A 23,726-nucleotide genomic window follows, 5' to 3' on the forward strand; every position below is an offset into this window, starting at 1 on the left:
ATACTTATTTCCACAGGCTGAATTTGGTTGAGTTACGCGCAATGTGGCTCGAACCACGGCCTACATAAAGGAAGGTCGCGCGGGACGCATGACACAGGCGGGCCGTCGGTACATATCGACGAACAACAGGATCGGTCCGCCGCAGGTTGGGAAGGTATGAACGATCTGGCGTCCGGCTCGCAGACCGCAAACCGGGCCCTGCAGTATCGCTGAGGTACCATGTCGTATTTCAACCCAGAGCGCCGCACACGCAAATCACCGCTGCCGCTGCTGACCCTCGGCAGCCTGTGCGTCTTTGCCCTTTACTACGCCTTCGCCGCCAATCGGGAGACGGTGCCGGTGCTGCCGGAAAATGCCGTGCGCCCGCACCTGGTGCACTGGCTGGAGGAGAATCCCGACGCCTGGCCGGCACAGGACCCCATTTTCAACCCCGCTGCCGTCCGCCGCATCTACCAGCGCACCGACTATCGGCTGCTGTGGTTCGACAACTACAGCCTCAGCGACACCGCAAACGACCTGCTCAAGCAGCTCACCGCAGCCAGTTCCGGCAACCCCAGCAGCATGGTGGACTACCGCTACCACCTGGGCTATTTCGACCGCACCCTGCGCGACACCCCGCAGCGGCTGCAGATGGCCGCAGTACTCGACGTGCTGTTGACCGATGCCTTCGTGTCCTACGCCCAGGACACCCAGTTGGACAAGCTCAACCCCAAGAGCCGCCCGCCGCGGGACATCACCCCCGTCTATCACATCGACGGCGGCTTCCGCCTGGCCCGCTTCAGTGCGCCGCGGCAGACATCCCCCAACCTCAGCGGGCGCCAGTACTTCCGCGGCTACAACCGCGGCAGAGATGCCGCCGACAGCCGCAGCAGTGGCTATTACGCGCGCGACTACAGCCGCCAGCGCTATTACAACAACCGCGAGCGCGATTACAGCACCGACCGCTCGCGCCACTATTCGACCTGGGGCAGTCGCAGCTACAACAATCGCTCCTACAGCACCCGCAATTACACCAACCAGGTCGACGGAAGCCAGGGCGGCCTGCCGCCGATAGGCCGGGTGCCCGAGAACAGCGAAGGCCCCTATATCGAGGAGAACACCCCCTACGGCGGTGACGCCTCGGCCCTGCGCGACGAACTGGCGCGCCTGCGCGGCATCTCCGCCAGCGGCCGCTGGCGCCCCCTCCCCCCGGGACCGGCAATGACCATAGGCGCGCGCCACCCCCACGTGGCCCTGCTGCGCAATATGCTGGCCCTCTACGGCGACTACTACAGCTATGGCGGCGAAGCCAACAGCGACAGGTTCGACCGGCGCCTGCACGAGGCGGTACTGCGCTTCCAGCAGCGCCACGGCCTCAAGCAGGACGGCATCGTCGGCCGCGAGACCCGCAAGCGCCTGAACCTGTCCCCGGCCGCGCGGGCGCAGATAGTGGAGACCAATATCCGCCGCCGCGAGCAGCTGCCGGCGAACCTGGGGAGCCGCTTTATCCAGGTCAACGTGCCCGAGTACAAGCTGCACTATGTGGAAGACGACAGGGTCAAGCTGTCGATGAACGTGGTGGTGGGCAAGAAGATTCATGAGACGCCTGAGATCACCACCCGCGTCAGCAAGGTGATTTTCAATCCCACCTGGACGGTGCCGCGCAGCATCCTGGTGAACGAACTGCTGCCCAAGGCGCGAGCCAATCCCCAAGGCATGGAGAACATGGGCTACCGGGTGGTCAGCGGCAGCGGCGAGCACCTGCCCCTGACCCCGAAAAACCTGTCCGCGGCCGGCGCCGGTTCCTACCTGATGCGCCAGCTGGGCGGCGAGGACAATATCCTCGGCCGGGTGAAGTTCGAGATTCCCAACAAGCACGATGTCTACCTGCACGACACCCGCGCCCGCAGCCTGTTCACCCTGACCGACCGCGACTACAGCCACGGCTGTGTGCGCCTGGAGAAGCCCCGCCACCTGGCCGAGGCGCTGCTGCGGCCCGAGGGCGACTGGGACCAGTGGCGCATCGACCAGTTGACCACCGGCGACGAGACCACCGAGGTCAGGCTGGCGCAGAAGGTCAAGGTTTACATCACCTACTGGACCGCCTGGGTGGACGGCCAGGGGCGCCTCAACTTCCGCGACGATATCTACGGCAAGGACGGTCTCTCCGCCAATCAGTGGTGAGTGCCCGGTGGTCAGTGGTCGGTGATTGATGCTCCGCCACCACTGACCGCTAACCACCGGCCACCAATATTCCCTAAAGGTATTTCGACCCACTCCCCCCACAGGTTACCAATGTGAGCAGGCGAATCGTCCGGCTTACAGGGGTGACCCATGGGTGTTGGCAATCAGCTTCGCGACTCTTCTCACCACAGCGCCGCCCGCCACTGCAGTGCCCTGGCGCTGACACTGGCGCTTTCCCTGGCCCTGGAGCTGCCCCAGGCCAACGCGGAGCCCCCCGCGCCAGCGCTCACCGAGATAGACATCAGTAACCCATATACACCTTACGGTCGCCAGTATGCGCTAATGCTCGAGGAACTGGCCCGGTACCGCGCCCTGGCCGGGGACGACCGCTGGCAGCCACTCAGTGCCGGGCAGACGCTGGCGCCGGGAATGCGCGATCCCCGCGTGACGGAGCTGCGCGGCCTGCTGATGCAGTACGGCGACTACCACCTGGAGGACCACACGGAGGGAAACACCGCCGCGGACGAGTATGACGAGAGGCTCGCGGCCGCGGTGCGCCGCTTCCAGCGCCGCCACGGCCTCAAGGAGGACGGACTGGTGGACGAGCGCACCCGCGCGCGCCTGAACGTGAGCCCGGCGGAGCGCGCACAGACCCTGGCCGCCAACCTCCAGCGCTGGCAGCAGATGCCGAAGGAACTGGGGCCGCGCTATATCCTGGTCAATATCCCCGACTTCAGCCTGCGCCTGGTCGACGGTGAACAGGAACAGTTCCGCATGCGCGTGGTGGTGGGCAAACCCAAGCACAAGACGCCGCAACTGGCCACGCGCATGACCCGCCTGGTGTTCAACCCCGTCTGGCGGGTGCCGCCCAACATCGCCCTGCGCGAGTTGCTGCCCAAGGGCAGCGCCAGGCTCAGCGCCAAGGGCTACCGCCTGGTCAACCACAGCGGCCGCGCCGTGCCCTTTACCCGGGGCAATGTCGCCGGCGTGCGCCGCGGCAAGGTGACGCTGCAACAGAAGGGCGGGCCGGGCAATGCCCTGGGGCGGGTCAAGTTCGTGATCCCCAACCGCGAGGCCATATTCCTGCACGACACCAACAGCAAGCACCTGTTCAAGCGCAGCCAGCGCGCCTTCAGCCACGGCTGTATCCGTCTGGAGAAGCCGCTGGAATTCGCCCGCATGATGCTGGCGCAGCAAAACAACTGGAGCGACGCGCGCATAGAGCGCGCCCTCGGGAGCAGCCGCACCCGGGGGGTGGAGCTGGAAAATCCCATTCCTGTCTATATCGCCTACTGGACCGCCTGGGTGGATGAAGAGGGGCTGCTGCAGTTCCGCCCGGATATCTACGGCCGCGACACCCCAGAGGACGCAGAGAAGCATGCACAGCACAATGATAACCAGCAGCCGGAGTAAACCATGGCAAACGACCATGCCGGTTTCAGGGCCGCCCCCGGGACCGGCCGCAGCGTGGGTCTGTGGCTGGCGCTGCTGCTAGCCCTGGCGGTGTCCGCCCCGCTCACCTGTGCCGCCGCGCGCACCGCGGCAAGCGAGCCGGTGCCCGCCCTGGACCCGGCCCGGGCCGGCGAGCAGCTGCGCAGCGAGGCGGAGCGCTACCGTCGGCTGGCAGAGCAGTGGCAGCCGGTGGACGGCGGCGATCTCCTGCAGCCTGGAGACAGAGGCGAGCGGGTGATCCAACTGCGCCGGCTACTCGAGCTCTACGGGGACTATCGCGGCCTGCCCGGCCCCCTGCCCGCCACCAACCTGGATCCGAAGAGATTCGACGGCGCCCTGCAGTGGGCACTGGAGAACTACCAGCGCCGCCACGGCCTGGCGCCCAGCGGCGTCGCCGATGCCAGTACCCTGGCGGAACTGGCGGTGCCGCCGGCAGAGCGCGCGCGCCAGCTGGAACTCAATGCCTCTCGCTGGGACAAGCTGGCGGTCCCCGCGGGTGGGCGCTATATACTGATCAATGTGCCCGACTACCGGTTGCAGTTGGTGGACCGGGGACTGGTGACACTGAGCATGAAAACCGTGGTAGGCAAGACCAGCAGCCGCACCCCGCCCCTGAAGAGCCGCATCACCAATATCGTCTTCAACCCCACCTGGACGGTGCCCCGCAGCATACTGCTGACGGAACTGCTGCCCAAGGCGCGCAACAACCCAGAGGCCATGCACAGGCGCGGCTACCGGGTGATCAACTACCGCAGCGGCGACACCTCACCCATCTCCGAGGACGGACTGACGCGAGCCGCCCACGGCGACGCCACCCTGCGCCAGGTCAGCGGCCCCGGCAACTCTCTGGGGCGGGTCAAGTTCGTAATCCCCAACAACCAGGCCATATTCCTGCACGACACCCAGGCCCAGAGCCTGTTCGAAAGCCGGGAGCGCGCCTTCAGCCACGGCTGCATCCGGCTGGAGCGGCCGGAAGAGCTGGCGTATGCGCTGCTGGGCGCCCAGGGCTGGGACAGAACCCGTATCGCCCAGGCGACCACTGGTGACGAAACAGTCAATATCAAGGTGGAGAAGCCGCCGCGCCTCTTCATCACCTATATCACCGCCTGGGTGGATGGCGCCGGGCGGGCCCAATTCCGCCGCGACATCTACCATCGCGACACCGCCGGCGAGGCCAACTAGCACGCCCGGCCCCAGAAGCTGTCGCGATACTGGTTTAGTGCCGATCTGAACCCCCGCCCATTTTCGAACCCCAAACAGCACCGATCGGTCACAAAAAAATTTTTTTTCAGCATTTCCTTTCTCATGACAACGCTGTCGCGAATTTTTCCCCCATTGGTTACGGCAGAAACCGTGAATCGGTATCCCGCCTAGTGTATGGAGAAACAAAGTACCAGTACTCCCCTACGATCATTTACTCATTAGCAGAGATCAGTTTGTAACCATCGGTTATTTTTTGTACATTGCATCCCGTACCCAGTGGCACCGAAAGCCACAAGGGCGAATAAAGAGAGATACACGACGAGGCGGAAACAGGTATGAAGAATTCATCCAGACGTCGATTCCTGGCAGTGGCCTGCGCAACAGCTGCGGCGGTCAGCGCCGGGCCGACATTCGCAAAAGTGGGCAGCGCCCGCACTTTGAAAATGCGCAACCTGCACACCGGGGAGAGGCTGAATACCGCCTACTGGACCGGTGGCAGCTACGACAGCAGCGGCCTGAAACAATTTAACCGCCTGCTGCGCGACCACCGCGCCAACGAAGTGACGCGCATGGACCCTAAGCTGTTCGATATTGTGTACAAGCTGAAGGAAAAGTTGAACTTTAACGGCGAGATCGAGATCATCTCCGGTTACCGTTCACCCAAGACCAATGCCAAGCTGCGCGCAGCCGGTCGCGGCGTAGCCCGCCGCAGCTACCACACCCGCGGCATGGCGCTGGATATCCGCTTCCCGGGTATCAGCACCTCCAAGCTGCGCCAGGCTGCCATCAACCTGAAGGCTGGTGGTGTGGGTTACTACCCCAAGAGCGGCTTTGTACACGTGGATACCGGCCCGGTTCGCCGCTGGTAACAATCCACCGACTCCAGGGGCGGCCCCAGTGTCGCCCAGCCCAAAAGGCCGCCGGAGCAATCCGGCGGCCTTTTTTGTCTGCGCACGGCGCACATGTCCGGAAATACCCGCTTCACGCCCGCTAACACCACTCTCACCGCCAATACAGATAGATACGATCCTGTCCTCAATTGACACAGGAGAGCAGCAATGGCACAAACAGCCCTATTGGTCATCGACGTCCAGGACTCCTTCCGGCACATGCCCTACTGGGACGATACCGGCTTCGACAGCTACCTGGAGCGACTCAACCTGCTGATCGGTTGCGCCCGCGCGCAGGGCTGGCAGGTGGTACACATACTGCACGAGCGCGCCGACAGTCCCTTCGACCCGGCCGGGCCGCTGGTCAAAACCATGGCGGGCGTGGACAGGCGGGAGGGGGATGCGGAATTCCGCAAGCGGGTGCACAACGCCCTGACCGACAGCGGCCTGCACCAGTGGCTGCGGGACCGGGGCATAGAGCAGCTGGTGATCGCCGGCCTGCGCACGGAACAGTGCTGCGAGACCACCGCCCGCGTGGCCAGCGACCTGGGTTTCGAGGTGATATTCGTCACCGACGCCACCCACACCTTCACCATGCACCACCAGGGCAGCGGCGCCGTCTTCGATGCCGACACCATCAAGCTGAAAACCGAACTGGTACTGGAGAACCGCTTTGCCCGCATTGCCCGAGTGGCGGACTTCGCCGCCGCCACGACCTGAGCACCTGTGGTTCCTGGTGCCGCCCGGAGTGCACCTGCTGGACCTGGCCGGACCGGCGCAGGTACTGACACACCCGAGCCTGGGAACCGCGCGGCCCCACTATATCTCCGGTTCCAGCCAGGTGTGTGCGGCCCAGGGACTGCCGCTGCACCAGTTGGAGGCACTGCCGCAGGCGCTGCCGCCACACAGCTGGCTGCTGGTCATCGGCTGCCACCGGTCCACCGAGCTGCTGCACAGCGACACCGGCCGGGAACTGGCGCGCTGGCTGGCGCGGGTGCAGCCCCAGTCCGACCTGACCGCCTGCATCTGCTCCGGCGCCCTGCTGGCCGCGCACGCCGGCCTGCTCGACGGTCACAGCTGCACCACCCACCACCAGCTGCTTGGCGAGCTGCGCAGACTGGCGCCGCGGGCGCAGGTAAAGGAAAACTGCCTGTTTACCCGCGCCGGCAACCTGTGGACCAGCGCCGGCATCGCCTCGGGCATGGATTTGTGCCTGCATCTGGTGGCGAAGCACTGGGGCTACGGGGCGGCCAATGCGGTGGCCCGCGACCTGGTGCTCTATCACCGCCGCAGCGGCAGCGACCCGCAGCTGGATATCAGGCTGCAGCACCGCAATCACGCCAACCAGCGCCTGCACCAGCTGCAGGACCGGATACTGCAGAGTCCCGGGCACCCCTGGACGGTGCAGGCACTGGCCGGCGAAGTACACCTGAGTCCCCGGCACCTGTCGCGCCTGTTCAGGGAGCAGTTGGGGTTGTCACTGAAGCGCTATCTGCAGCAGGTGCGGCTGGCCCACGCGGAACAGCTGCTGCGCGAGGGGGACAGGACAGTGGACCAGGTGGCGGAGGCGGTGGGTTATGAATCGGCGCGGCAGCTGCGGCGCCTGTGGCACCAGTATCACGGTGGGCCGCCGAGCGGTTTTGCCGACCGCCGCTGAACCGCCGCGGCGCAGCGACGCCGAGCACTCCCTGGCCCAGGAGCTGGGGCGCGCCCGCTGGTATGAGTCCTATTGGGTGCAGGTGGTGGAGGTGCGGCGGGCAGTACGCCCACCCCACCCATCGCGGCTAGGGAAGCTCCGTGGACGGCAGGCTGACCGGTGTCATCTCCTCCTCGGCCACCGGAACGCTGGTGGTGCCCGACATCAGCCCGGCCAATTGCTCCAGCATCTGGCGCGCCTTCGCCAGTTGCGCCAGCTCCGCCAGTTCCACCGGATCCTCCATCTTCAGCAGCAGCTCCTCGAGCTGGGCGAAGGTCTGCTCCAGGGCGCTGGCCTGGTGGCGATCCAGCAGCAGCTCCGCCAGGCCGGCGCCCTCGGCGGGCACCCAATTGGCCTGGAGGGTGCGCAGCATCGCCAGCAGCGCCTGCTTGGAATCCGCCGCGCGGCCGCTCTCCACGTCGCTCTCGGAACTCTCTGGCAGGCGCCGCAGCAACTCCTCGTCCACCACCCGGGTGTGGGCGGCGCGTATCTGCTGCAGGCGCGCGGCGGGACCCAGGGCCAGGTAGTGGCGCGACAGGTCGTTGGCGGAGGTGGGCCAGCGGCGGACCAGGCCGTCCAGGTCCTCCGCCATGCCGCGGCCGATCAGGCGGGTCAACTCGCGGCGCCGGTTGGCTGCCAGCGCCTCCGGCTTCTCGCCCTCGCTGACCGCCTCGAACTGTTCCGCCGTGCGCTCGCTGGTGGGCCCCCAGAGCATGATCTCCATCGCGTGGAAGCCGGTGCTGGCCTCCTCGTGGGCGGTCAGCCGGTGCTGCTTGCGCAGGTTGGCCAGGGTCAGCTCTATGGCGGTGTCGTTGACTATGCCGCTGTCGGAGTAGCCGGGCACAGTGTCCAGGTAGCCGGGCTGTACCGGCCAGCTGTCCAGGGCCAGCAGCAGTGAACGCCCCTGGCTTTGGAGCTGTGCCGGTGCGAAGGCCAACTGGATATAGGGCAGGGCCGCGGCCATTTCGCGGTGCGCATCCAGCCAGGCCAGCTTGGCCGCCTCCAGGTGATCCTCACTGGGCTGCTCCAGCAGGGTCGCCACCGCGCGCTCCAGGGCCTCCACCGCGGCCTGGGCGTCGGCCAGCTGCGCCTGTCCGGCCTGCCAGACGGCCTGCGACAGCTCCTCCGCCGCCTGCACGTTGAAAGCCTGCGCAGCCGGCTCCCGCTCCACCTCCGCCGGCGCCTCACGCCGGGATTCACAGGCCGCGAGTGCCGCCAGCAGCGCGATCAGCAGTACCAGTTTTCCGCGCCCTAACATCTTTCCGCTCATAAAGAAAAAGCCCAAAAATTCATCTCATGACAAAATCATTCGCTATCGCGCAGACTGATGACCGGCCAGCCGCGGTTCTCCGCCTCGGTGCGCAGGCGCGTGTCCGGATCCACTGCCACCGGGTGCTCCACCTCCTGCAGCAGGGGCAGGTCGTTGATCGAGTCGCTGTAGAACCACTTCTCGGCAGAGGCGTACTCCGGGTTGTGCGCCAGCCACTGGCGCAGGCGCACCACCTTGCCGCCCTGGTAGCAGGGCTCGCCCACCACCCGGCCGGTAAACCTGCCCTCCCGTTCCTCGGGTTCCGTGGCCAACAGGGTGTCCACCCCCAGGCGCGCGGCTATGGGCTCCACCACGAAGCGGTTGGTGGCGGTGATGATCATAATACGGTGGCCCTGGCGGCGATGCCGACCAATTAACTCTTCCGCCCGCGGAAGCCAGATTTCGCTGATCACCTCCTGCATGAACTCCCGCTGCAGGTTGTTGAGCTGGCCGCGGGACAGCTGGGCCAGCGGCTCCAGGGCAAACTCCAGGTAGGCAAAGATATCCAACTCGCCACGCTGATAGTCCTGGTAGAAGCGGTCGTTTGCGGAGCGGTAGCGCTCACCGTCCACGTGTTCCCGCTCCACCAGGAACTCGCCCCAGGCGTGGTCGCTGTCGCCGCCGATCAGGGTGTTGTCGAGATCGAATATTGCCAGGTGCACCGCAAACCCCTTCTTCCACTATAGATATTCCGGCGCCACGCCGGCGGACAATTTTACCCCGCCGGGACCCGCTTCACAGCGACCATTTCACCGAATTGCCGTAATACCCCCGCTGTGGAACAATGCGAAACAAGCCTGCGCAGCAATTTGCTGCGCGCAACAGATTCGAGGACGGTATTTTGGGCGACGGAAAACCGGCGCAGGCCGGGCGCAAGAACCGCCGCAGATCCGCCAAGCAGTCCAACCGCACCGACAACCCCGGCAGCAGCAGGAAAAGCCGCGGGCGCGGCAACGACAACAGCAGCAACATCGACGCCGAGGGCTTTCGCCCCAATGTCGGCATCATTGTGCTGAACGCCCGCGGCCAGGCGCTGTGGGCAAGGCGGGTGGGCGGCAAGGACGCCTGGCAGTTTCCCCAGGGCGGCATCAATCCGGGCGAGACGCCGGAGCAGGCGCTCTATCGCGAGCTCTATGAGGAGATAGGCCTGACCCGCGACCAGGTCAGCATGATCGCCTGCACCCGCGGCTGGCTGCGCTACCGCCTGCCCCAGCGGCTTGTGCGCAAGCGCTCTGAGCCCCTCTGTATCGGCCAGAAGCAGAAGTGGTACCTGCTCAAGCTGGAAGCGCCGGAGAGCACGATCAGCTTCAATAACGGCTACAAGCCGGAGTTCGACCACTGGCGCTGGGTCAGCTACTGGCACCCGCTCAGCAAGGTGGTGACCTTCAAGCGCGAGGTGTACCGGCGCGCTCTGACCGAACTGGCCCCGCAGCAAATACAATTGGAGAGACGCTGGCTGCAAGAACACGAGTGACCTCGTGGCCGGCGGGGACGGCTTTGCCCAAAGCGGCGCGTAACTACTCACTTCGGGACTCGGAAAAGAATACCAGAGCCCGATGCTTAGGCCCTGATGCCCGTGGCCATTTGGGAAATGTTTGCCGATGAGGCTTTTTCCCGAATGGCCACCGGCAGCAGGGCCGCCGAGGCCTCTCTTACTGGCAACAGGGGGGCGCGTAGCTACAGCGGCAGCTAAAATTCAAATCCACCGGAAGGCGAGGACAGGCCTTTGCTCGGATCTCTGCGCAGTATTGTTCAGGAAGTCAACGCGGCCCGGGACCTGCCCGCGGTGCTGGATATCATCGTGCACCGGGTGCGCGAGGTCATGCATACCCGCGTCTGCTCCGTGTACCTGCGCGACAAGCAGTCCGGCAACTATGTGCTGATGGCCACCCGCGGCCTCAACCCCGATGCGGTCGGCCAGGTGCACCTGGCCCCCGGCGAAGGCCTGGTGGGCAATGTGGTGACCCGCGAGGAGCCCATCAACCTGGAGCAGGCCGAGGCCCACCCCGCCTACCAGTACTTCCCAGCCACCGGTGAGGAGCGCTTTTCCGCCTTCCTCGGCACCCCCATCATCCACCACCGGGAAGTGCTCGGCGTGCTGGTCGTGCAGCAGGCGGAGAAGCGCCGTTTCGACGAGGGCGAGGAGGCCTTCCTGGTCACCCTGGCCGCGCAACTGGCCGGGGTCATCGCCCACGCCGAGGCCACCGGCGCCCTGGCCGCTATCGGCCAGCAGCGGCGCGAAGCCAAGTTCAACGGTATCGCCGCCTCCCCCGGCGTGGCCATAGGCCGCGTGCATATAGTCGCGCCGGCGGCGAACCTGGCCACCGTGCCCTACTCCTGCTGCATCGACGTGGACGCCGAACTGGAGCTGTTCCACCGGGCCCTGGCCAACGCCCGCGAGGAGATACGCGCAGTGGGCGAGGGCCTCAAGGACCAGCTGAACCGCGAGGAGCGCGCCCTCTTCGACGCCTACATCAGCATGCTCGACGACAGCTCACTGGCGGTGGAGGTCTGCGACCGCATCCGCCAGCAGGTCAGCGCCCCTCGCGCCTGGGCCGAGGTGATGCTGGAGCATGTGCGCCGCTTCGAGGCCATGTCCGACTCCTACTTCCGCGACCGCGCCGCCGATGTGCGCGACCTGGGCGCGCGGGTGCTGGCGCACCTGCGCAGCCAGCAGCAGAGCCGGCGCGACTACGGGGACAACACCATACTGATCGGCGAGGAGGTCACTGCCGCCGTGCTGGCGGAGGTGCCACGGGAGAAGCTGATCGGCCTGGTCTCCGTGAAGGGTTCCGCCAACAGCCATGTGGCCATTATTGCCCGCGCCATGGGCCTGCCGGCGGTGATGGGCGTTCAGGACCTGCCCTACGAACAGATTGACGGCGCCGAGATAGTGGTGGACGGCTACCGCGGCGAACTGCACGTGCACCCGGGCGCGGAGCTCAGGCGCCGCTACGACAGCATTGTCGAAGAAGAGCGCGAACTGGCGCGCAACCTCGACCACCTGGCGAGCCTGCCGGCGGAGACCGCCGACGGCCACCGGGTGCGCCTGTGGGTCAACACCGGCCTGATGGCGGACGTGGTGCGCTCCCTGGAGCGCGGCGCCGAGGGGGTCGGTCTCTACCGCACCGAGGTGCCCTTCCTGCTGCGCGACCGTTTCCCGTCGGAGGAGGAGCAGCGCGAGATCTACCGCGAACAGCTGCAGGCCTTCGCCCCCCGCCCGGTGACCATGCGCACCCTGGATATCGGCGGCGACAAGGCGCTGGCCTACTTCCCTATCGACGAGACCAACCCCTTCCTCGGCTGGCGCGGCATCCGCGTCACCCTTGACCACCCGGAGATATTCCTCGCCCAGGTGCGGGCGATGATGAAAGCCAGCGTCGGCCTGGACAACCTGCGCATCATGCTGCCGATGATCACCGGGGTCGGCGAACTGGAGGCGGCGCGCAAGCTGGTGGAGCGCGCCCACCGGGAACTGCTGGAGGAGGGCTACGGCATCGCCATGCCGCCGCTGGGCATCATGATCGAGGTGCCGTCCGCGGTTTACCAGGCCCGCGAACTCGCCGAGCGCGCGGACTTCATCTCTGTGGGCAGCAACGACCTGACCCAGTACCTGCTGGCGGTGGACCGCAACAACAGCCGCGTGGCCAATATCTACCACGCGCTGCACCCGGCGGTACTGTGCGCCCTGCAGCAGGTGGTGGATGCCGGCCACGCCGCCAACACCAAGGTGGGCATCTGCGGCGAACTGGCCGGCGACCCGGGCGGCGCCCTGCTGCTGGTGGCCATGGGCTACGACGTACTGTCGATGAACGCCACCAACCTGCCGAGGGTCAAGGCGGCCCTGCGCGCGGTGCGCAAAGTGGATGCGGACAAACTGCTGCAGCGGGTAATGGCCATGCACTGCGCTGAGGAAATAGAGGAGACGGTGCGGGCCTACCTGAAGGAGATAGGGCTCAAGGCGCTGTTGCAGCCGGCGGCGGGGCAGTGACGGGAATGCGGAATGCGGAATGCGGAATGCGGAATGCGGAATGCGGAATGCGGAATGCGGAATGATGATATGCGTTTTTACTCCGCATTCACCATTCCGCATTCCGCATTAATGAATCACTCCTCGGACTCGGCCCGGTAGGCATCCGCGTCGAGCAGCTTGTCCAGCTCGCTCGCATCGCTGGGTTTGACGCGGAAGAACCAGCCGTCGTCGTAGGGGGAGGCGTTGACGGTTTCCGGGGCGTCTTCCAGGGCCTCGTTGACCGCGATCACCTCGCCGGATACCGGGGAGTAGATGTCGCTGGCCGCCTTCACGGATTCCACCACGCCGGCCTCGTCGCCGGCCGCCAGGGTGGTGCCCACTTCCGGGGTCTCCACGTAAACCACATCACCCAGCGCGTCCTGGGCGTGGTCGCTGATGCCGACGGTGACGGTGCCGTCCTCTTCCAGCCGCGCCCACTCGTGGCTGGACAGGTATTTCAGTTCGCTGCGAATCTCGCTCATTCTGTGATCCCTCGATTGTGTATTTTTAATTCAAGTTTCGAATCCGGGGCTGGGCCGACAGGGGTAACGCGCGGCCCGGGGATAGCTCGGTGGCGACCGGTCAAATCACGGATTTGCCGTTGCGCACGAAGCAGGGTTTCACCACCTTCACCGGCACCAGCTTCTTGCGCATCTCCACCTGGGCGGTGTCACCGACGGTGACCGGCACCCGCGCCAGCGCAATAGAGTAGCCCAGGGTGGGGGAAAAGGTGCCGCTGGTGATGATACCGCGCTCGTCGGCACCGTCCACTACCACCGGCTGCTCTGCGCGCAGCACACCGCGCTCTTCCAACACCAGGCCGACCAGCTTTTCCTTCACGCCGCCGGCCTTTTCCCGCTCCAGCGCCGCGCGGCCGATAAATTCGCGATCCTCCGGCTCCCAGGCAATGGTCCAGGCCATGTTGGCGACCAGCGGCGAGGTGTCCTCGTCCATCTCGTGGCCGTAGAGGTTCATGCCCGCTTCCAGGCGCAGGGTGTCGCGGGCGCCCAGGCCGCAGGGAGCCACACCGGCGTCGGCCAGGGCGCGCCAGAATCCGGGGGCATCCTCGCCGGACAGCATGATCTCCAGGCCGTCCTCGCCGGTGTAGCCGGTGCGGGCCACGAACCAGCTGCCGCGGGCCACGCTCTGGAACACCTTGAGGCTGTCGATGGCGGCGATCCACTCGAGGCCCATGACCTGCTTGACCTTGTCGATCGCATTGGGGCCCTGGATGGCCACCATGGCCAGCTCGGGCCTCTCGGTCAGGGTCACGTCGAAGGCCTGCGCCTGTTTGTTCATCCACCCCAGGTCCTTCTCGCGAGTAGCGCAGTTGACCACCACGCGGTAGCCGGAATCCACCAGGTAGACGATCAGGTCGTCGATCACACCGCCCTGGTCGTTCAGCATGCCGGTATAGAGGGCCTTGCCCGGATTGCCGTCCAGCTTGGCCACATCGTTGGCGAGCAGGAAGCGCAGGTAGTCACGGGCGCCGTCGCCGTCGACATCGACCACGGTCATATGGGAGACATCGAACATGCCGGCATCGGTGCGCACCTTGTTGTGCTCCTCCAGCTGTGAGCCGTAGTGCAGCGGCATGTCCCATCCGCCGAAGTCCACCATCTTGCCGCCCATGGCGACATGTGTGTCATACAGAGGCGTTCTGTTTCCCATCTTTTGTTCTCAATCTGCCAGCCAAGAAAGCCGCGTATTCTAGCGGTTGCGCCACCGGCGTTACCAGACGGCGCCATGCTGCAAGCCTAGCAGGCGCCGGGACTAAAACCTGCATTCGGCCGCGGTCGCCGCCAAAGATTCCGCCAGGACTCAATATACGACAGCGGGCGATATGAAATGGCTTTGCGGAGGGGGAATTTGCCTGTATAAGAGCGATTCCCCACAGGCGGCACAGCGCCGCAGGCAGAGATTCCCCTATTGAACATTGCAGTTTCCGCCACTCCGGAGGTCCGCCACTCTTCCCTCCGTTATTCGGGCCCCCGCGACGGCGACCCCATGGACCTGATCGCCACGGCCCTGCGCAAGGACGGCTATATAGTGCTGCCGGCACCACTGTCGCCGGCGATACTGGGGGGACTGCTGCGGCATTTCAGATCCATTGACCGCGAGCGTTTCAAGCGCGCCGGTATCGGCCGCGAGGAGGATCACCAGTTGAACCGTTTCGTGCGCGGCGACGAGATCTTCTGGCTGGACAACGCCAATCCCGCGGTGGCCTCCTACCTGAACTGGATGGAGAGCCTGCGCCTGGGCCTGAACCGCCGCCTGTTCCTGGGGCTGTTCGACTACGAGTGTCACTACGCCTACTACGACCGCGGCACCTTCTACAAAAAACACCTGGACGCCTTCAAGGGCAGCACCAACCGGGTGCTCAGCACCGTGCTCTACCTGACGCCCAACTGGCAGCCGCGGGACGGCGGTGAGCTGGCGGTCTACCCGCCGGAAATTGAAGGTGTGCCGACAGCGGAACCCTTCCTGAAAGTGGCGCCGCGCTTCGGGCAGATGGTGATCTTCCTCAGCGAGGAATTCCCCCACGAGGTACTGACAGTCAACCGGCCGCGCTACAGCGTCACCGGCTGGTTCAGGGTCAATAACAGTCTCGGCGACAGTATCGACCCGGCCAAATAGAACGGCGATGGCCGTTGCCGTCCATCGCCCGTTTGAACGTAGCAAGTCAGCGGGCAACAAGCCTTCTGCCGGCACAATGTAAGGTCCTGTTGCCGGTGGCCGCCCGGGAAAACGCCTGTGGCTGGTAAACAGACCGATGAGGCTTTTTCCCGGGCGGCCACCGGCAGCAGGGCCGATCGGAGCCTCCAGCTCAGGGGCGTTCTCGCCCGGTTCCACTCAATGCGCCGACGCCACCGCGCGCTGGATATCGGCGAATGTCGGCACCGAATCGATATCGATGTCCACATGCAGGCGCCGGCCCACATCCGAGGCGCTGATCAATCCACGCAGGTGGTGGTTGTGCAGGTCCACCAGCAGGCAGTCCCGCTGGCCGTGGCGGCGCATGGCCTCCAGCACCTCGCGGATACTGCTTTTCTCCACCTGCTGGTAGCTCAGTATTTTCAACTCACCGCGCGAGCGCATCAGATCGCCGACGGTCAATTCCTGGCGCGACACGCCGGCGGCCACCCGCTGCATCACCCGCTGGTAGCTGATGTCCTCCTCCGTCAGCAGGCCGGTAAATACCCCCTCCCGATCGAGCACCAGCAATGCATTCAGGTGACCGGCGTGCATTATCTGCGCGGCCTGCATGGCGGATACCGCCGGAGTCAGCAGGGCCGGGTGGTGGCTCTTGAAATCGGTGACAACACTGAGAGCGGGGGAATCCAGGGTCAGCTCACTGAATTCCTCCGGGAAAACGAGCCTGTCGAAATCCTGCAGCTGCAAAAAATTCAGGTTTTTCATGGCGATAACTCACAGTGAAGCGCGCCCCGCGGGCGCGCAGGCAAATCGGAGGCCACTGCACTCGGGGTGCAATGACGAAAAACAGAAAAATAAAAGTGGAGTTATGCCAGGAGAGGGGGAGCGCGGATACCGTGGCCTTCGCGGCGGGGCGTCTGCGGCACATGCCGGATGGGGAAGAGGTTGGATGCGGTCGCCGCAAACAGGCGGATCGCGGAGTCAGCGGGCTTTTGCGCATCCTCCTCGTCCACGGAATCGTCCGCAAACACACCGTTTCCGGCGTCCGCGGGTTGGAAGGCGACTGCGAAGTCGACGTGAGAAACGTTCGTCGCACCGGGCTCAGCCTGCACTGCTGCGCACAGCAGCAGGGACTGGAGAACTAAAAAGAAAATCCCGGTTCGCACCATGCCAATTCCAGAAAACCGCTTGACTCTGAGACCGATTGATCGGGGCGGGGTTCCCATGTGTCCTGTCAAGGTACGAGTTTCAACTGCCGGAGCGGCGCTGCTCGCTGTCGACATCCTCGCCCGTCTCCTTTGCATCATGCTCCTGTTGCGCGGCTTCGTCCACCCTCAATCCGTGGCGCTTGGAACGCAGCCGCCACAAACGCTTGGCCAGCTCCTGGCGGTCCGGCGTCTTGTCCGCCTCGTCGACTATCTCCTCACCGAGCAGGGTCTCCAGCAGATCCTCCAGGGTCACCAGGCCCTCGAGGCTGCCGTACTCGTCCACCACTGCGGCGATCTGCACCCGGCGGGCGAGCATCTTCTGGAATACCTGATAGATGGTGGCGGTCTCCGGCAGCATCAGCATATCGCGGCGGAACTCCGCCAGCTTCCTGTCCCTCTCTCCCCTGGCAAAGGCCAGCAGCAGTTCCTGCTTGAGCGCGAAACCCACCACGCAGTCCGGGTCCCCGCGCTCGTACACCGGGATGCGGGAAAAGCGGCTCTTTTCCACATCCTCGTAAGACTCGCCCACCGTCGAGTCCTGGGACAGGGAATAGACCACGGTGCGCGGCGTCATCACCTCGCGCACCGAGTGGTCGCGCAGGGTAAAAAACAGGTTGCGCAGGATGCTCGACTCGCGCCGCTCCAATTGCCCCTCCGCCTCGCCGAGTTCCGCCATCACCGCAAACTCGTCGCGGCTGAAGCCGGTCAGCATCGGGCCGTGGGACAGGCCGCGGGTCAGCCACTCGGACATCTTCACGAAGGGGTAGAGCACCCACACCATGAAGCGCACGACATAGCCCGTGACCGGCGCCAGCTGGCGCCAGTAAAAGGCGCCGAGGGTTTTCGGAATGATTTCGGAAAACACCAGTATCAGCAGCGTCAGCACCGCGGAGATCGCCCCAAGATACTGATTGCCGAACACGATTGCAGCCTGGGCACCGGCGCCGGCCGCGCCCACGGTGTGAGCGACGGTATTGAGTGTCAGTATCGCAGCCAGTGGCGCATTGATATCATCCTTCAGTTTGCGCAGTACGGCACCGGAACTGCGCCCTTCCCGCTCGAGCAAACTGATATAGGGTTTGGTGACGCTGAGGATAACCGACTCGGCGATGGAGCAAAGGAAGGAAAAGCCCAGCGCTATCAGGACATAGACAATAAGCAGGATCATGGAGAATCAGGCCCTGGCCGCTGATTGGTAAAGTTGCGGGCTCCGCCGGCCAGGCAGTAAATCAGTGCCATCAACAGTCCGCAAATAAATCCGCCGATATGCGCGGCGTTGGCAATACCGGTGCCGATAACATAAGTCACCAGGCCGGTGGCACACAATAGCAACCAGCCCAGCGCCAACGGGACCAGGCCGGCGGGCACATCACGCCAACCCGGCTGCCAACGCTGCAACACGAAAACGGCCCCCACCAGCGCGTAGACCACGCCGGACATGCCGCCAAAAAGGGTTTGCGGCGACCACAAGTACTGCGCGAGATTGGCAACGGCCGCACTGACAAATACCAGCAGCGCAATTGCCAGGGTGCCCGCGCGCGCCTCCAAGGGCCGCCCGAGTATCCAGATGCCCAGCGCATTGAAGAGCGCGTGGGGCAGGGAAAAGTGCACTATGGCCGGTGTCCACAGGCGCCAGTACTCCCCGTGCGCCCAGTGTTGGGCGAGGGTGGAACTGCCCAGAGCCCGGGGAATACTGCCCAGAGCCCGGGAAACAGTGTCCAGTTGGAAACCGCCACCGCGATCGGGATAGATCAGCAGCGTCTCCGCCAGGTTGTTGCGCAGCAGGAACCAGCCGATAAAACAGAGCGCGATCAGCACCAGGCTCAGGGGCGTTTTCTGCAGGGGCCAGCTGGGCAGCGGCGATAATTTTGTTCCCTCTTCGGCTTCTTTTTCATCGCGCTCTTCGCTGTCTTTCCCGGCTGCACTTTTTGCCGGCTCCGCAGTGCTCTCACTATTTTTCGGTTCTTCCGCCTCAACCGGCTGCAGATGCACCCTGGCAAGATCTATCTCACCGGCTTCCCAGCGCGTGAGCAATGGCACCAGAAACTCGCCCAGCTGCGGATCCGGAGTCGCGAGAACCTGCTGATTGTTCTCCTCGGCAATGCGCAGCGGCAGCCGGCAACGGCGGATAAACTGCGCCAGCTCGGTAAGGTCTTTATCCAGAGGAAATTGGTAGATGGGAATCCAGTGGCTCAAGGTTTGGGCCTTTCATCAGCGGTGGTGCGGGACCATGACGCCCCCTCTCCCGCAAGCGGGAGAGGGGAGCTATTCTTTCGGGTTCCGAAGCAGCGTAGGGTGCGCCGCGCGCACCGCCCGAGTCCCGAGTCCCGAGTCCCGAGTCCCGAGTCCCGAGTCCCGAGTCCCGAGTCCCGAGTCCCGAGTCCCGACCAGCCTACACCGCCATGGCCCGTAGAATAATACGCTTCTTCAGCAACGGGCTGGCGTCCACCACGCTCAGTCCCGTATTGCGCAACCAGCGCCAGTGCAGGTCGCCGGCGCCGAACAGGGACTTGAAGGTGCTCATGGCCTTCAGGGTCGCGGCGTTGTCGCCGCGGCGGCGGCGCTGGTAGCGGGCCAGCACCGAGGGGTCCGCCGGTTCCAGGCCGCGCTTCAGGGCGCGGCCTATCTCATCGCTCAGCACGCGCACATCCTGCAGGCCCAGGTTCACCCCCTGGCCCGCCAGCGGGTGAATGCTGTGGGCGGCGTCGCCGACCAGCACCGCACCCGGACCATAGTAGGATTCCGCGTGGCGCGCGCGCAGCGGGAATGAAAAACGCTCACTGACCGATTCCACCCTGCCGAGGCTGCTCTCGAAGGCTTTCTCCAGGTTCAGCGCAAAAGCGGCGTCGTCCAGCATCACCAGCTCCCGCGCCAATTCCTCGTCCGCGGACCAGACCACCGCGCAGTGGTTCTCGTCGCCGAGCCCGGCCAGGGGCAGGAAGGCCAGCGGACCGGTTTTCAGGAAGCGTTGCGAGGCGGTGTGGCGGTGGGATTTCTCGCAGCGGGCCACGCACACCAGCGCCGTCTGGTGGTAGTCGGTGTCCTGGGAGCGGATGCGCAGCAGGTCTCGCACCCGGGAGCGGGCGCCGTCGGCGCCGACCAGCAGGCGCGTGCGCACTATCTCGCCGTTTTCCTCCAGACCCTCGATCACGTTGATGCGATCGCTGCGCGGCTGCAGGTGCCAGAGGCCGCAGTCGCGCCACCAGCTCTCCAGGCGAAAGCCATTGACCAGCTCCACGTTCGGCAGTGCCTCGAGGCGGGCGCGCAGCGCCCTCACCACCACGCTGTTCTCGACGATATGGCCCAGGTTCGGCAGCTGCACATCGCGGCTGTTGAAGCAGACGGAACCGGTGCCCTCCGCATCCCAGACGCGCATCTCGGTGTAGGGACAGGCGCGGTCGCCGATCTCCTCCCAGGCACCCGTCTCTTCCAGCAGCTCGCGGGAAGCCTGGGTCAGGGCGACGACGCGCGCGTCGTAACGGTCGGCGGGCACCTGCGGCACCTCGGCGGCCGCCTCCAGCAGGGCCACCTGCAACTGCGGGTGGCGCACCGCCAGCAGTGCGGCCTGGGCCATGCCCACCATGCCGGCGCCGACGATCGCGATATCCAGGCGTTGTCTGTTCATAGGGTGTCTCTGTTGTTGTGTCCCCACCGGCGCGATGCCGGCAGGACACAATTAAAGCCCAAAACCCGCCGCCTGGCCGACGAAACTGGCGCGCAGCGGCGGCGCCAGCGCCAGTCCCAGCAGGCCCGCCTGGCGCAGCCCCCGCGCCAGCAGGCCGGGGGAGGCGAAGAGCGGTGGTATGCGGTCGCTGAAGCCGATGGTCAGCTGCTGATCCAACTGGCGGTCGCGGCCGTAGGCCTGTAACAAGTCTAGCTGTTCGGTTGAATTCAACGCCAAATCCGCCTGGGCGAGAACCCGCGCCAGGCCGTAGCAGTCCCGCAGGGTCAGGTTGAACCCCTGGCCCGCCACCGGGTGCAGGAAGTGGGCGCAGTTGCCCACCAGTACCAGGTTGCGGCGCCACTGTTCCCGCGCCAGGGACAGGCTGAGCGGATAGCTGTGCAGGCTGCCCGCGCGCTGGATGCGGCCGGCGCGCCAGCCGAAGGCGCGCTGCAGCCGCGCGATGAATTCGCCCTCGGGCAGTTCACACAGTGACCCGGCATCCTCCTCCGCGCAGGTCCACACCAGCGCCATGCGGTGCTGGCCGCTCCTCTGCGGCAGCGGCAGCAGCGCCATGGGACCGGCGTCGGTAAAGCGCTCGTGGGCCAGGCCGCCGTGATCCCTCTGCATCCCTACTGTAGTGACCAGCGCCCGCTGGCGGTACTCGATTCGCTCGGTGCCAATGCCGAGCCGCCGGCACAGGGGGGAATCGACGCCGTCCGCCACCACCAGCAGCGCCGCCCTCAGTTCCACTTCGGCATCGCCTCCACCGGCGCGCCAGCGCAGCCGCGCGCCCTCGCCATTCATCTGCACATCCGTGACCTGCGCCGGCGCCAGCAGCCGCACCTGCGTCTGCGCCAGGGCGGAATGCAGTATCGGGCCCAGGGCGGCGTTCTCTATCACCGCGCCGAGCATGCCGTCGAAGCTGGCGTGCTGCTGCCGCTCCGCCTGCATCGACATGCCGAGGGCGCGGCCGCGGTCGCTGACCTGGATACGCTCGATGGGCGCGCAGTAGTCGCGCAGCTGCGGCCAGAGGCCCAGTTCGGAGAAGATCTGCAGGCTGCCGGCGGCGATGGCGGTGGCGCGGGTGTCGAAGCTGGGCAGCTGTATGCTGGCGCCCGCGTCCGGCAGCGGGCGCTGCTCCAGCAGCACCACCGACAGCTGCGGGCAGTAGCGGGCCAGCATCAGCGCCAGGCTGGCGCCGGCCATGCCGCCGCCGACGATGGCCAAATCCGTTTTCCGTTCTTTCACCGTCACTGCTCACCCCTGTTGGCAATAAGAAAGGTCCGGGCGGCCCTGCTGCCGGTGGAAGTTTGCGGGACACGCCGTGAATACATCCCTGTAGGCTTGGCAGCGAGGTCCCTCTCGCTGACAGTCCCGCAAACTTCCCCCGGCATCAGCGCCTTCGCTTCCGACGCTGGCATTCTTTTCCGAGTCCCGAGGGGCGAGTAGTTACCTTTCACCACAGCTCCTCCTGCATCGGGTCCTGTGCCTGGCACCCCAAACCCTCACGCATGGTGTATTCGATATCCGCGACCGCCTTCGGCGCCGCCGCCGACAGCACCCGGGGGCCGTCCTTCGTCAGCGCCACATCGTCCTCGATACGGATGCCGATGCCGCGGAATTTCTCCGGCACTGTCTCGTCGTCCGCGGCTATGTAGATACCCGGCTCCACGGTCATCACCATGCCCGGCTCCAGTTGGCGCCACTGGCCGTGCACCCGGTAGTCGCCGGCGTCGTGCACGTCCATGCCCAGCCAGTGGCCGGCGCGGTGCATGTAGAAGCGGCGGTAGGCGCCGGACTCTATCAGGCCGTCGACGTCGCCGCGCAGCAGGCCCAGGTCCGCCAGCCCGCGGGTGATCATCTCCACGCTGGCTGTGTGGGGTTGGTCCCAGTGGTTGCCGACTTTTATCTGTTCGATCGCCGCCAACTGGCCGGCCAGCACTGTCTCGTACAGCGCCTTCTGCGCACCGCTGAAGCGACCGTTGACCGGATAGGTGCGGGTCACATCGGCGGCGTAGCCGCGGTATTCGCAGCCGGCATCCACCAGCACCAGGTCGCCGTTTTTCAACTGTGCATTGTTACTGCAGTAATGCATTACCAGCGCGTTCCTGCCGCCGCCGACGATGGTCGGGTAGGCCGGCTCGCGCGCGCCGGCGGCGACGAAGGTGTGCAGTATCTCCGCCTCCAGCTGGTATTCGTAGCAACCGGGGCGGCAGCGGGCCATGGCGCGGCGGTGCGCCTCTGCGCTGATCCCGGCGGCGCGCGCCATCAGGCGCAGCTCGGCGGCGCTCTTGTACAGGCGCAGGTCGTGCAACAGGTGGTCCAGGGCGACCATTTCCGGGCTGCCGCCGCTGCCGGGTGCCGCATCTATGGCCTGCAGGTAGTTCTGCAGGCGCCGGTCCAGTTGCGGGAAACGGCCCATCGTAAAATAGATACGCTCGCGCCCCTCGAGCAGGCCCGGCAGTATGTCGTCCAGGTCACCGATCGGGAAGGCGTCGCAGAGGCCGCACTGCTCTGCCGCGCGCTCCGGCCCCAGGCGCGGGCCGTCCCACATCTCCTTTTCCGCATCGCGCTCGCGGCAGAAGAGCAGCGCCTCGCCCTGGGGGCGCCCGGGCACCAGCACCAGCAGCGCCTCGGGTTCGTTGAAGCCGGTCAGGTAGAGAAAATCGCTGTCCTGGCGAAAAGGAAAATAGGTATCCCGCGAGCGCAGCTGCTCGCGCGCGGCGGGCACTATGGCCAGGCTGCCCGGAGCCAGGCCGGCGACCAGGCGCGCGCGGCGACGGGCGAACTCCGCCCTGCTGATGCCCACGGCTGCACTTCTGGAGTTGGCCATCAGTGCACAGTAGGCCCGCTGCCGGATTTGTCGCCGCGCACCTCTGCCCCATTCACCTCGGTGTAGACATTCAGCACCGCCACGCGCACATACTCCTGCAATTCCAGCAGTTGGTTTTCCGCCTCCTCGGTCTGCTCCGCGTGATCGGCGTCCACCTGCGCAATGGCACTTAGATCCTGCAGCGCCTCATTGCTGGTAGGCTGCAGTTCGCCCCTGTGTTCGCCTATGCCGAAGCCATGCAGAAATCCCTGGCACCAGTGGCCGAGGGCCAGCGTCCGCGCGACAATGTCCTCATCCTCGCTGAGCAGCAGCTGGAAATCAAAATTGCTGTCGCCCAGCTGTTGCCGGCTTTCCTCTGCCAGCTGCAGAAAATCCCGGTTCAGGTCCGCGGGCACCGCGTCCAGCTCCAGCAACTCTCCCAGCTCCTTTTGCCAGCGGTGCTTGTCCGGGCGCGTGCCCGCGGCCAGCAGGCCACAGACAAAACCGTGCAGCTCGCTCGGATCCGCCTGGCCGCCGGCGGCGAGGATGGAATTGGCCAGGGATTCAAATTCGTTGCCTGCACGTGTCATAGCTACCGCTCAGTATTGTTCCAATATGGTCAGAGTTTGCCCAGCAGTATCCGGCGGCGGCCGGCCGCTGCC

At 65.5% G+C, this 23,726-nt stretch carries 21 protein-coding genes; 9 read left to right on the plus strand and 12 right to left on the minus strand.

Annotated features, from left to right (window positions below):
- Positions 1-219 precede the first annotated feature (219 nt).
- The 6 genes from AC6R19_RS05480 to AC6R19_RS05505 all read left to right on the plus strand — a co-directional run bounded on the left by AC6R19_RS05480 (position 220) and on the right by AC6R19_RS05505 (position 7,365).
- Complete coding sequence (locus tag AC6R19_RS05480) at positions 220-2,163, plus strand: L,D-transpeptidase family protein (RefSeq protein ID WP_500578702.1); 1,944 nt, start codon at positions 220-222, stop codon at positions 2,161-2,163.
- A gap of 150 nt (positions 2,164-2,313) precedes the next feature.
- Positions 2,314-3,576 carry a L,D-transpeptidase family protein gene (locus AC6R19_RS05485; RefSeq protein WP_500578704.1) on the plus strand — a complete coding sequence of 421 codons (1,263 nt, stop codon included), beginning with the start codon at positions 2,314-2,316 and terminating at the stop codon, positions 3,574-3,576.
- A gap of 3 nt (positions 3,577-3,579) precedes the next feature.
- A complete protein-coding gene (locus AC6R19_RS05490) occupies positions 3,580-4,797 on the plus strand; it encodes a L,D-transpeptidase family protein (protein ID WP_500578705.1) in 1,218 nt (405 codons plus the stop codon).
- A gap of 356 nt (positions 4,798-5,153) precedes the next feature.
- Positions 5,154-5,687 (plus strand): peptidoglycan L,D-endopeptidase MepK, encoded by a 534-nt coding sequence (gene mepK, locus AC6R19_RS05495; protein WP_500578707.1) that lies wholly within the window; start codon positions 5,154-5,156, stop codon positions 5,685-5,687.
- 189 nt (positions 5,688-5,876) lie between these two features.
- Entirely contained in the window at positions 5,877-6,428 is a 552-nt protein-coding gene (locus AC6R19_RS05500) for an isochorismatase family protein (RefSeq protein WP_500578709.1), read from the plus strand.
- Positions 6,382-7,365, plus strand: a complete 984-nt coding sequence (locus tag AC6R19_RS05505; RefSeq protein WP_500578710.1) for a GlxA family transcriptional regulator — start codon at positions 6,382-6,384, stop codon at positions 7,363-7,365. The genes AC6R19_RS05500 and AC6R19_RS05505 overlap by 47 nt, the downstream gene beginning before the upstream one ends.
- 127 nt (positions 7,366-7,492) lie before the next feature.
- On the opposite strand, the gene AC6R19_RS05510 is transcribed toward AC6R19_RS05505, so the two are convergent.
- Positions 7,493-8,662, minus strand: coding sequence for an imelysin family protein (locus AC6R19_RS05510; RefSeq protein WP_500578711.1), 1,170 nt, complete (start codon positions 8,660-8,662; stop codon positions 7,493-7,495).
- A 47-nt stretch (positions 8,663-8,709) separates the two neighbouring features.
- Positions 8,710-9,375: a histidinol-phosphatase gene (locus AC6R19_RS05515; RefSeq protein WP_500578712.1), complete on the minus strand. Its 666-nt coding sequence runs from the start codon at positions 9,373-9,375 to the stop codon at positions 8,710-8,712.
- A gap of 308 nt (positions 9,376-9,683) precedes the next feature.
- Between AC6R19_RS05515 and AC6R19_RS05520 the strand changes: the two genes are divergently transcribed.
- Both AC6R19_RS05520 and ptsP read left to right on the plus strand, forming a co-directional pair.
- On the plus strand, positions 9,684-10,187 hold the full coding sequence (locus AC6R19_RS05520; protein WP_500578809.1) for an RNA pyrophosphohydrolase: 504 nt from the start codon (positions 9,684-9,686) through the stop codon (positions 10,185-10,187).
- A 252-nt stretch (positions 10,188-10,439) separates the two neighbouring features.
- Positions 10,440-12,704, plus strand: a complete 2,265-nt coding sequence (ptsP, locus tag AC6R19_RS05525; RefSeq protein ID WP_500578713.1) for a phosphoenolpyruvate--protein phosphotransferase — start codon at positions 10,440-10,442, stop codon at positions 12,702-12,704.
- Between the two features lie 116 nt (positions 12,705-12,820).
- On the opposite strand, the gene gcvH is transcribed toward ptsP, so the two are convergent.
- Both gcvH and gcvT read right to left on the minus strand, forming a co-directional pair.
- Positions 12,821-13,207 carry a glycine cleavage system protein GcvH gene (gene gcvH, locus AC6R19_RS05530; protein ID WP_500578714.1) on the minus strand — a complete coding sequence of 129 codons (387 nt, stop codon included), beginning with the start codon at positions 13,205-13,207 and terminating at the stop codon, positions 12,821-12,823.
- A gap of 100 nt (positions 13,208-13,307) precedes the next feature.
- Positions 13,308-14,396: a glycine cleavage system aminomethyltransferase GcvT gene (gene gcvT / locus AC6R19_RS05535; RefSeq protein WP_500578715.1), complete on the minus strand. Its 1,089-nt coding sequence runs from the start codon at positions 14,394-14,396 to the stop codon at positions 13,308-13,310.
- A 258-nt stretch (positions 14,397-14,654) separates the two neighbouring features.
- Between gcvT and AC6R19_RS05540 the strand changes: the two genes are divergently transcribed.
- Positions 14,655-15,362 carry a 2OG-Fe(II) oxygenase gene (locus AC6R19_RS05540; RefSeq protein WP_500578716.1) on the plus strand — a complete coding sequence of 236 codons (708 nt, stop codon included), beginning with the start codon at positions 14,655-14,657 and terminating at the stop codon, positions 15,360-15,362.
- Positions 15,363-15,578: 216 nt separating this feature from the next.
- Here the strand turns inward: AC6R19_RS05540 and AC6R19_RS05545 are convergent, their stop codons facing one another.
- The 8 genes from AC6R19_RS05545 to AC6R19_RS05580 all read right to left on the minus strand — a co-directional run bounded on the left by AC6R19_RS05545 (position 15,579) and on the right by AC6R19_RS05580 (position 23,654).
- Positions 15,579-16,145 carry a CBS domain-containing protein gene (locus AC6R19_RS05545; protein ID WP_500578717.1) on the minus strand — a complete coding sequence of 189 codons (567 nt, stop codon included), beginning with the start codon at positions 16,143-16,145 and terminating at the stop codon, positions 15,579-15,581.
- 101 nt (positions 16,146-16,246) lie between these two features.
- On the minus strand, positions 16,247-16,549 hold the full coding sequence (locus tag AC6R19_RS05550) for a hypothetical protein (RefSeq protein WP_500578718.1): 303 nt from the start codon (positions 16,547-16,549) through the stop codon (positions 16,247-16,249).
- Between the two features lie 79 nt (positions 16,550-16,628).
- Positions 16,629-17,756, minus strand: a complete 1,128-nt coding sequence (locus tag AC6R19_RS05555; RefSeq protein ID WP_500578719.1) for a CNNM domain-containing protein — start codon at positions 17,754-17,756, stop codon at positions 16,629-16,631.
- Positions 17,753-18,784, minus strand: coding sequence for a rhomboid family intramembrane serine protease (locus AC6R19_RS05560; protein ID WP_500578720.1), 1,032 nt, complete (start codon positions 18,782-18,784; stop codon positions 17,753-17,755). The genes AC6R19_RS05555 and AC6R19_RS05560 overlap by 4 nt, the downstream gene beginning before the upstream one ends.
- A 196-nt stretch (positions 18,785-18,980) precedes the next feature.
- Positions 18,981-20,213 carry a UbiH/UbiF/VisC/COQ6 family ubiquinone biosynthesis hydroxylase gene (locus tag AC6R19_RS05565; protein WP_500578721.1) on the minus strand — a complete coding sequence of 411 codons (1,233 nt, stop codon included), beginning with the start codon at positions 20,211-20,213 and terminating at the stop codon, positions 18,981-18,983.
- Between the two features lie 51 nt (positions 20,214-20,264).
- A complete protein-coding gene (locus AC6R19_RS05570) occupies positions 20,265-21,500 on the minus strand; it encodes an FAD-dependent oxidoreductase (protein ID WP_500578722.1) in 1,236 nt (411 codons plus the stop codon).
- Between the two features lie 208 nt (positions 21,501-21,708).
- Positions 21,709-23,061 (minus strand): Xaa-Pro aminopeptidase, encoded by a 1,353-nt coding sequence (gene pepP / locus AC6R19_RS05575; protein WP_500578811.1) that lies wholly within the window; start codon positions 23,059-23,061, stop codon positions 21,709-21,711.
- A 23-nt stretch (positions 23,062-23,084) separates the two neighbouring features.
- Positions 23,085-23,654, minus strand: coding sequence for a UPF0149 family protein (locus tag AC6R19_RS05580; RefSeq protein WP_500578723.1), 570 nt, complete (start codon positions 23,652-23,654; stop codon positions 23,085-23,087).
- Positions 23,655-23,726 lie beyond the last annotated feature (72 nt).

This window comes from Microbulbifer sp. SE14 (assembly GCF_059834885.1).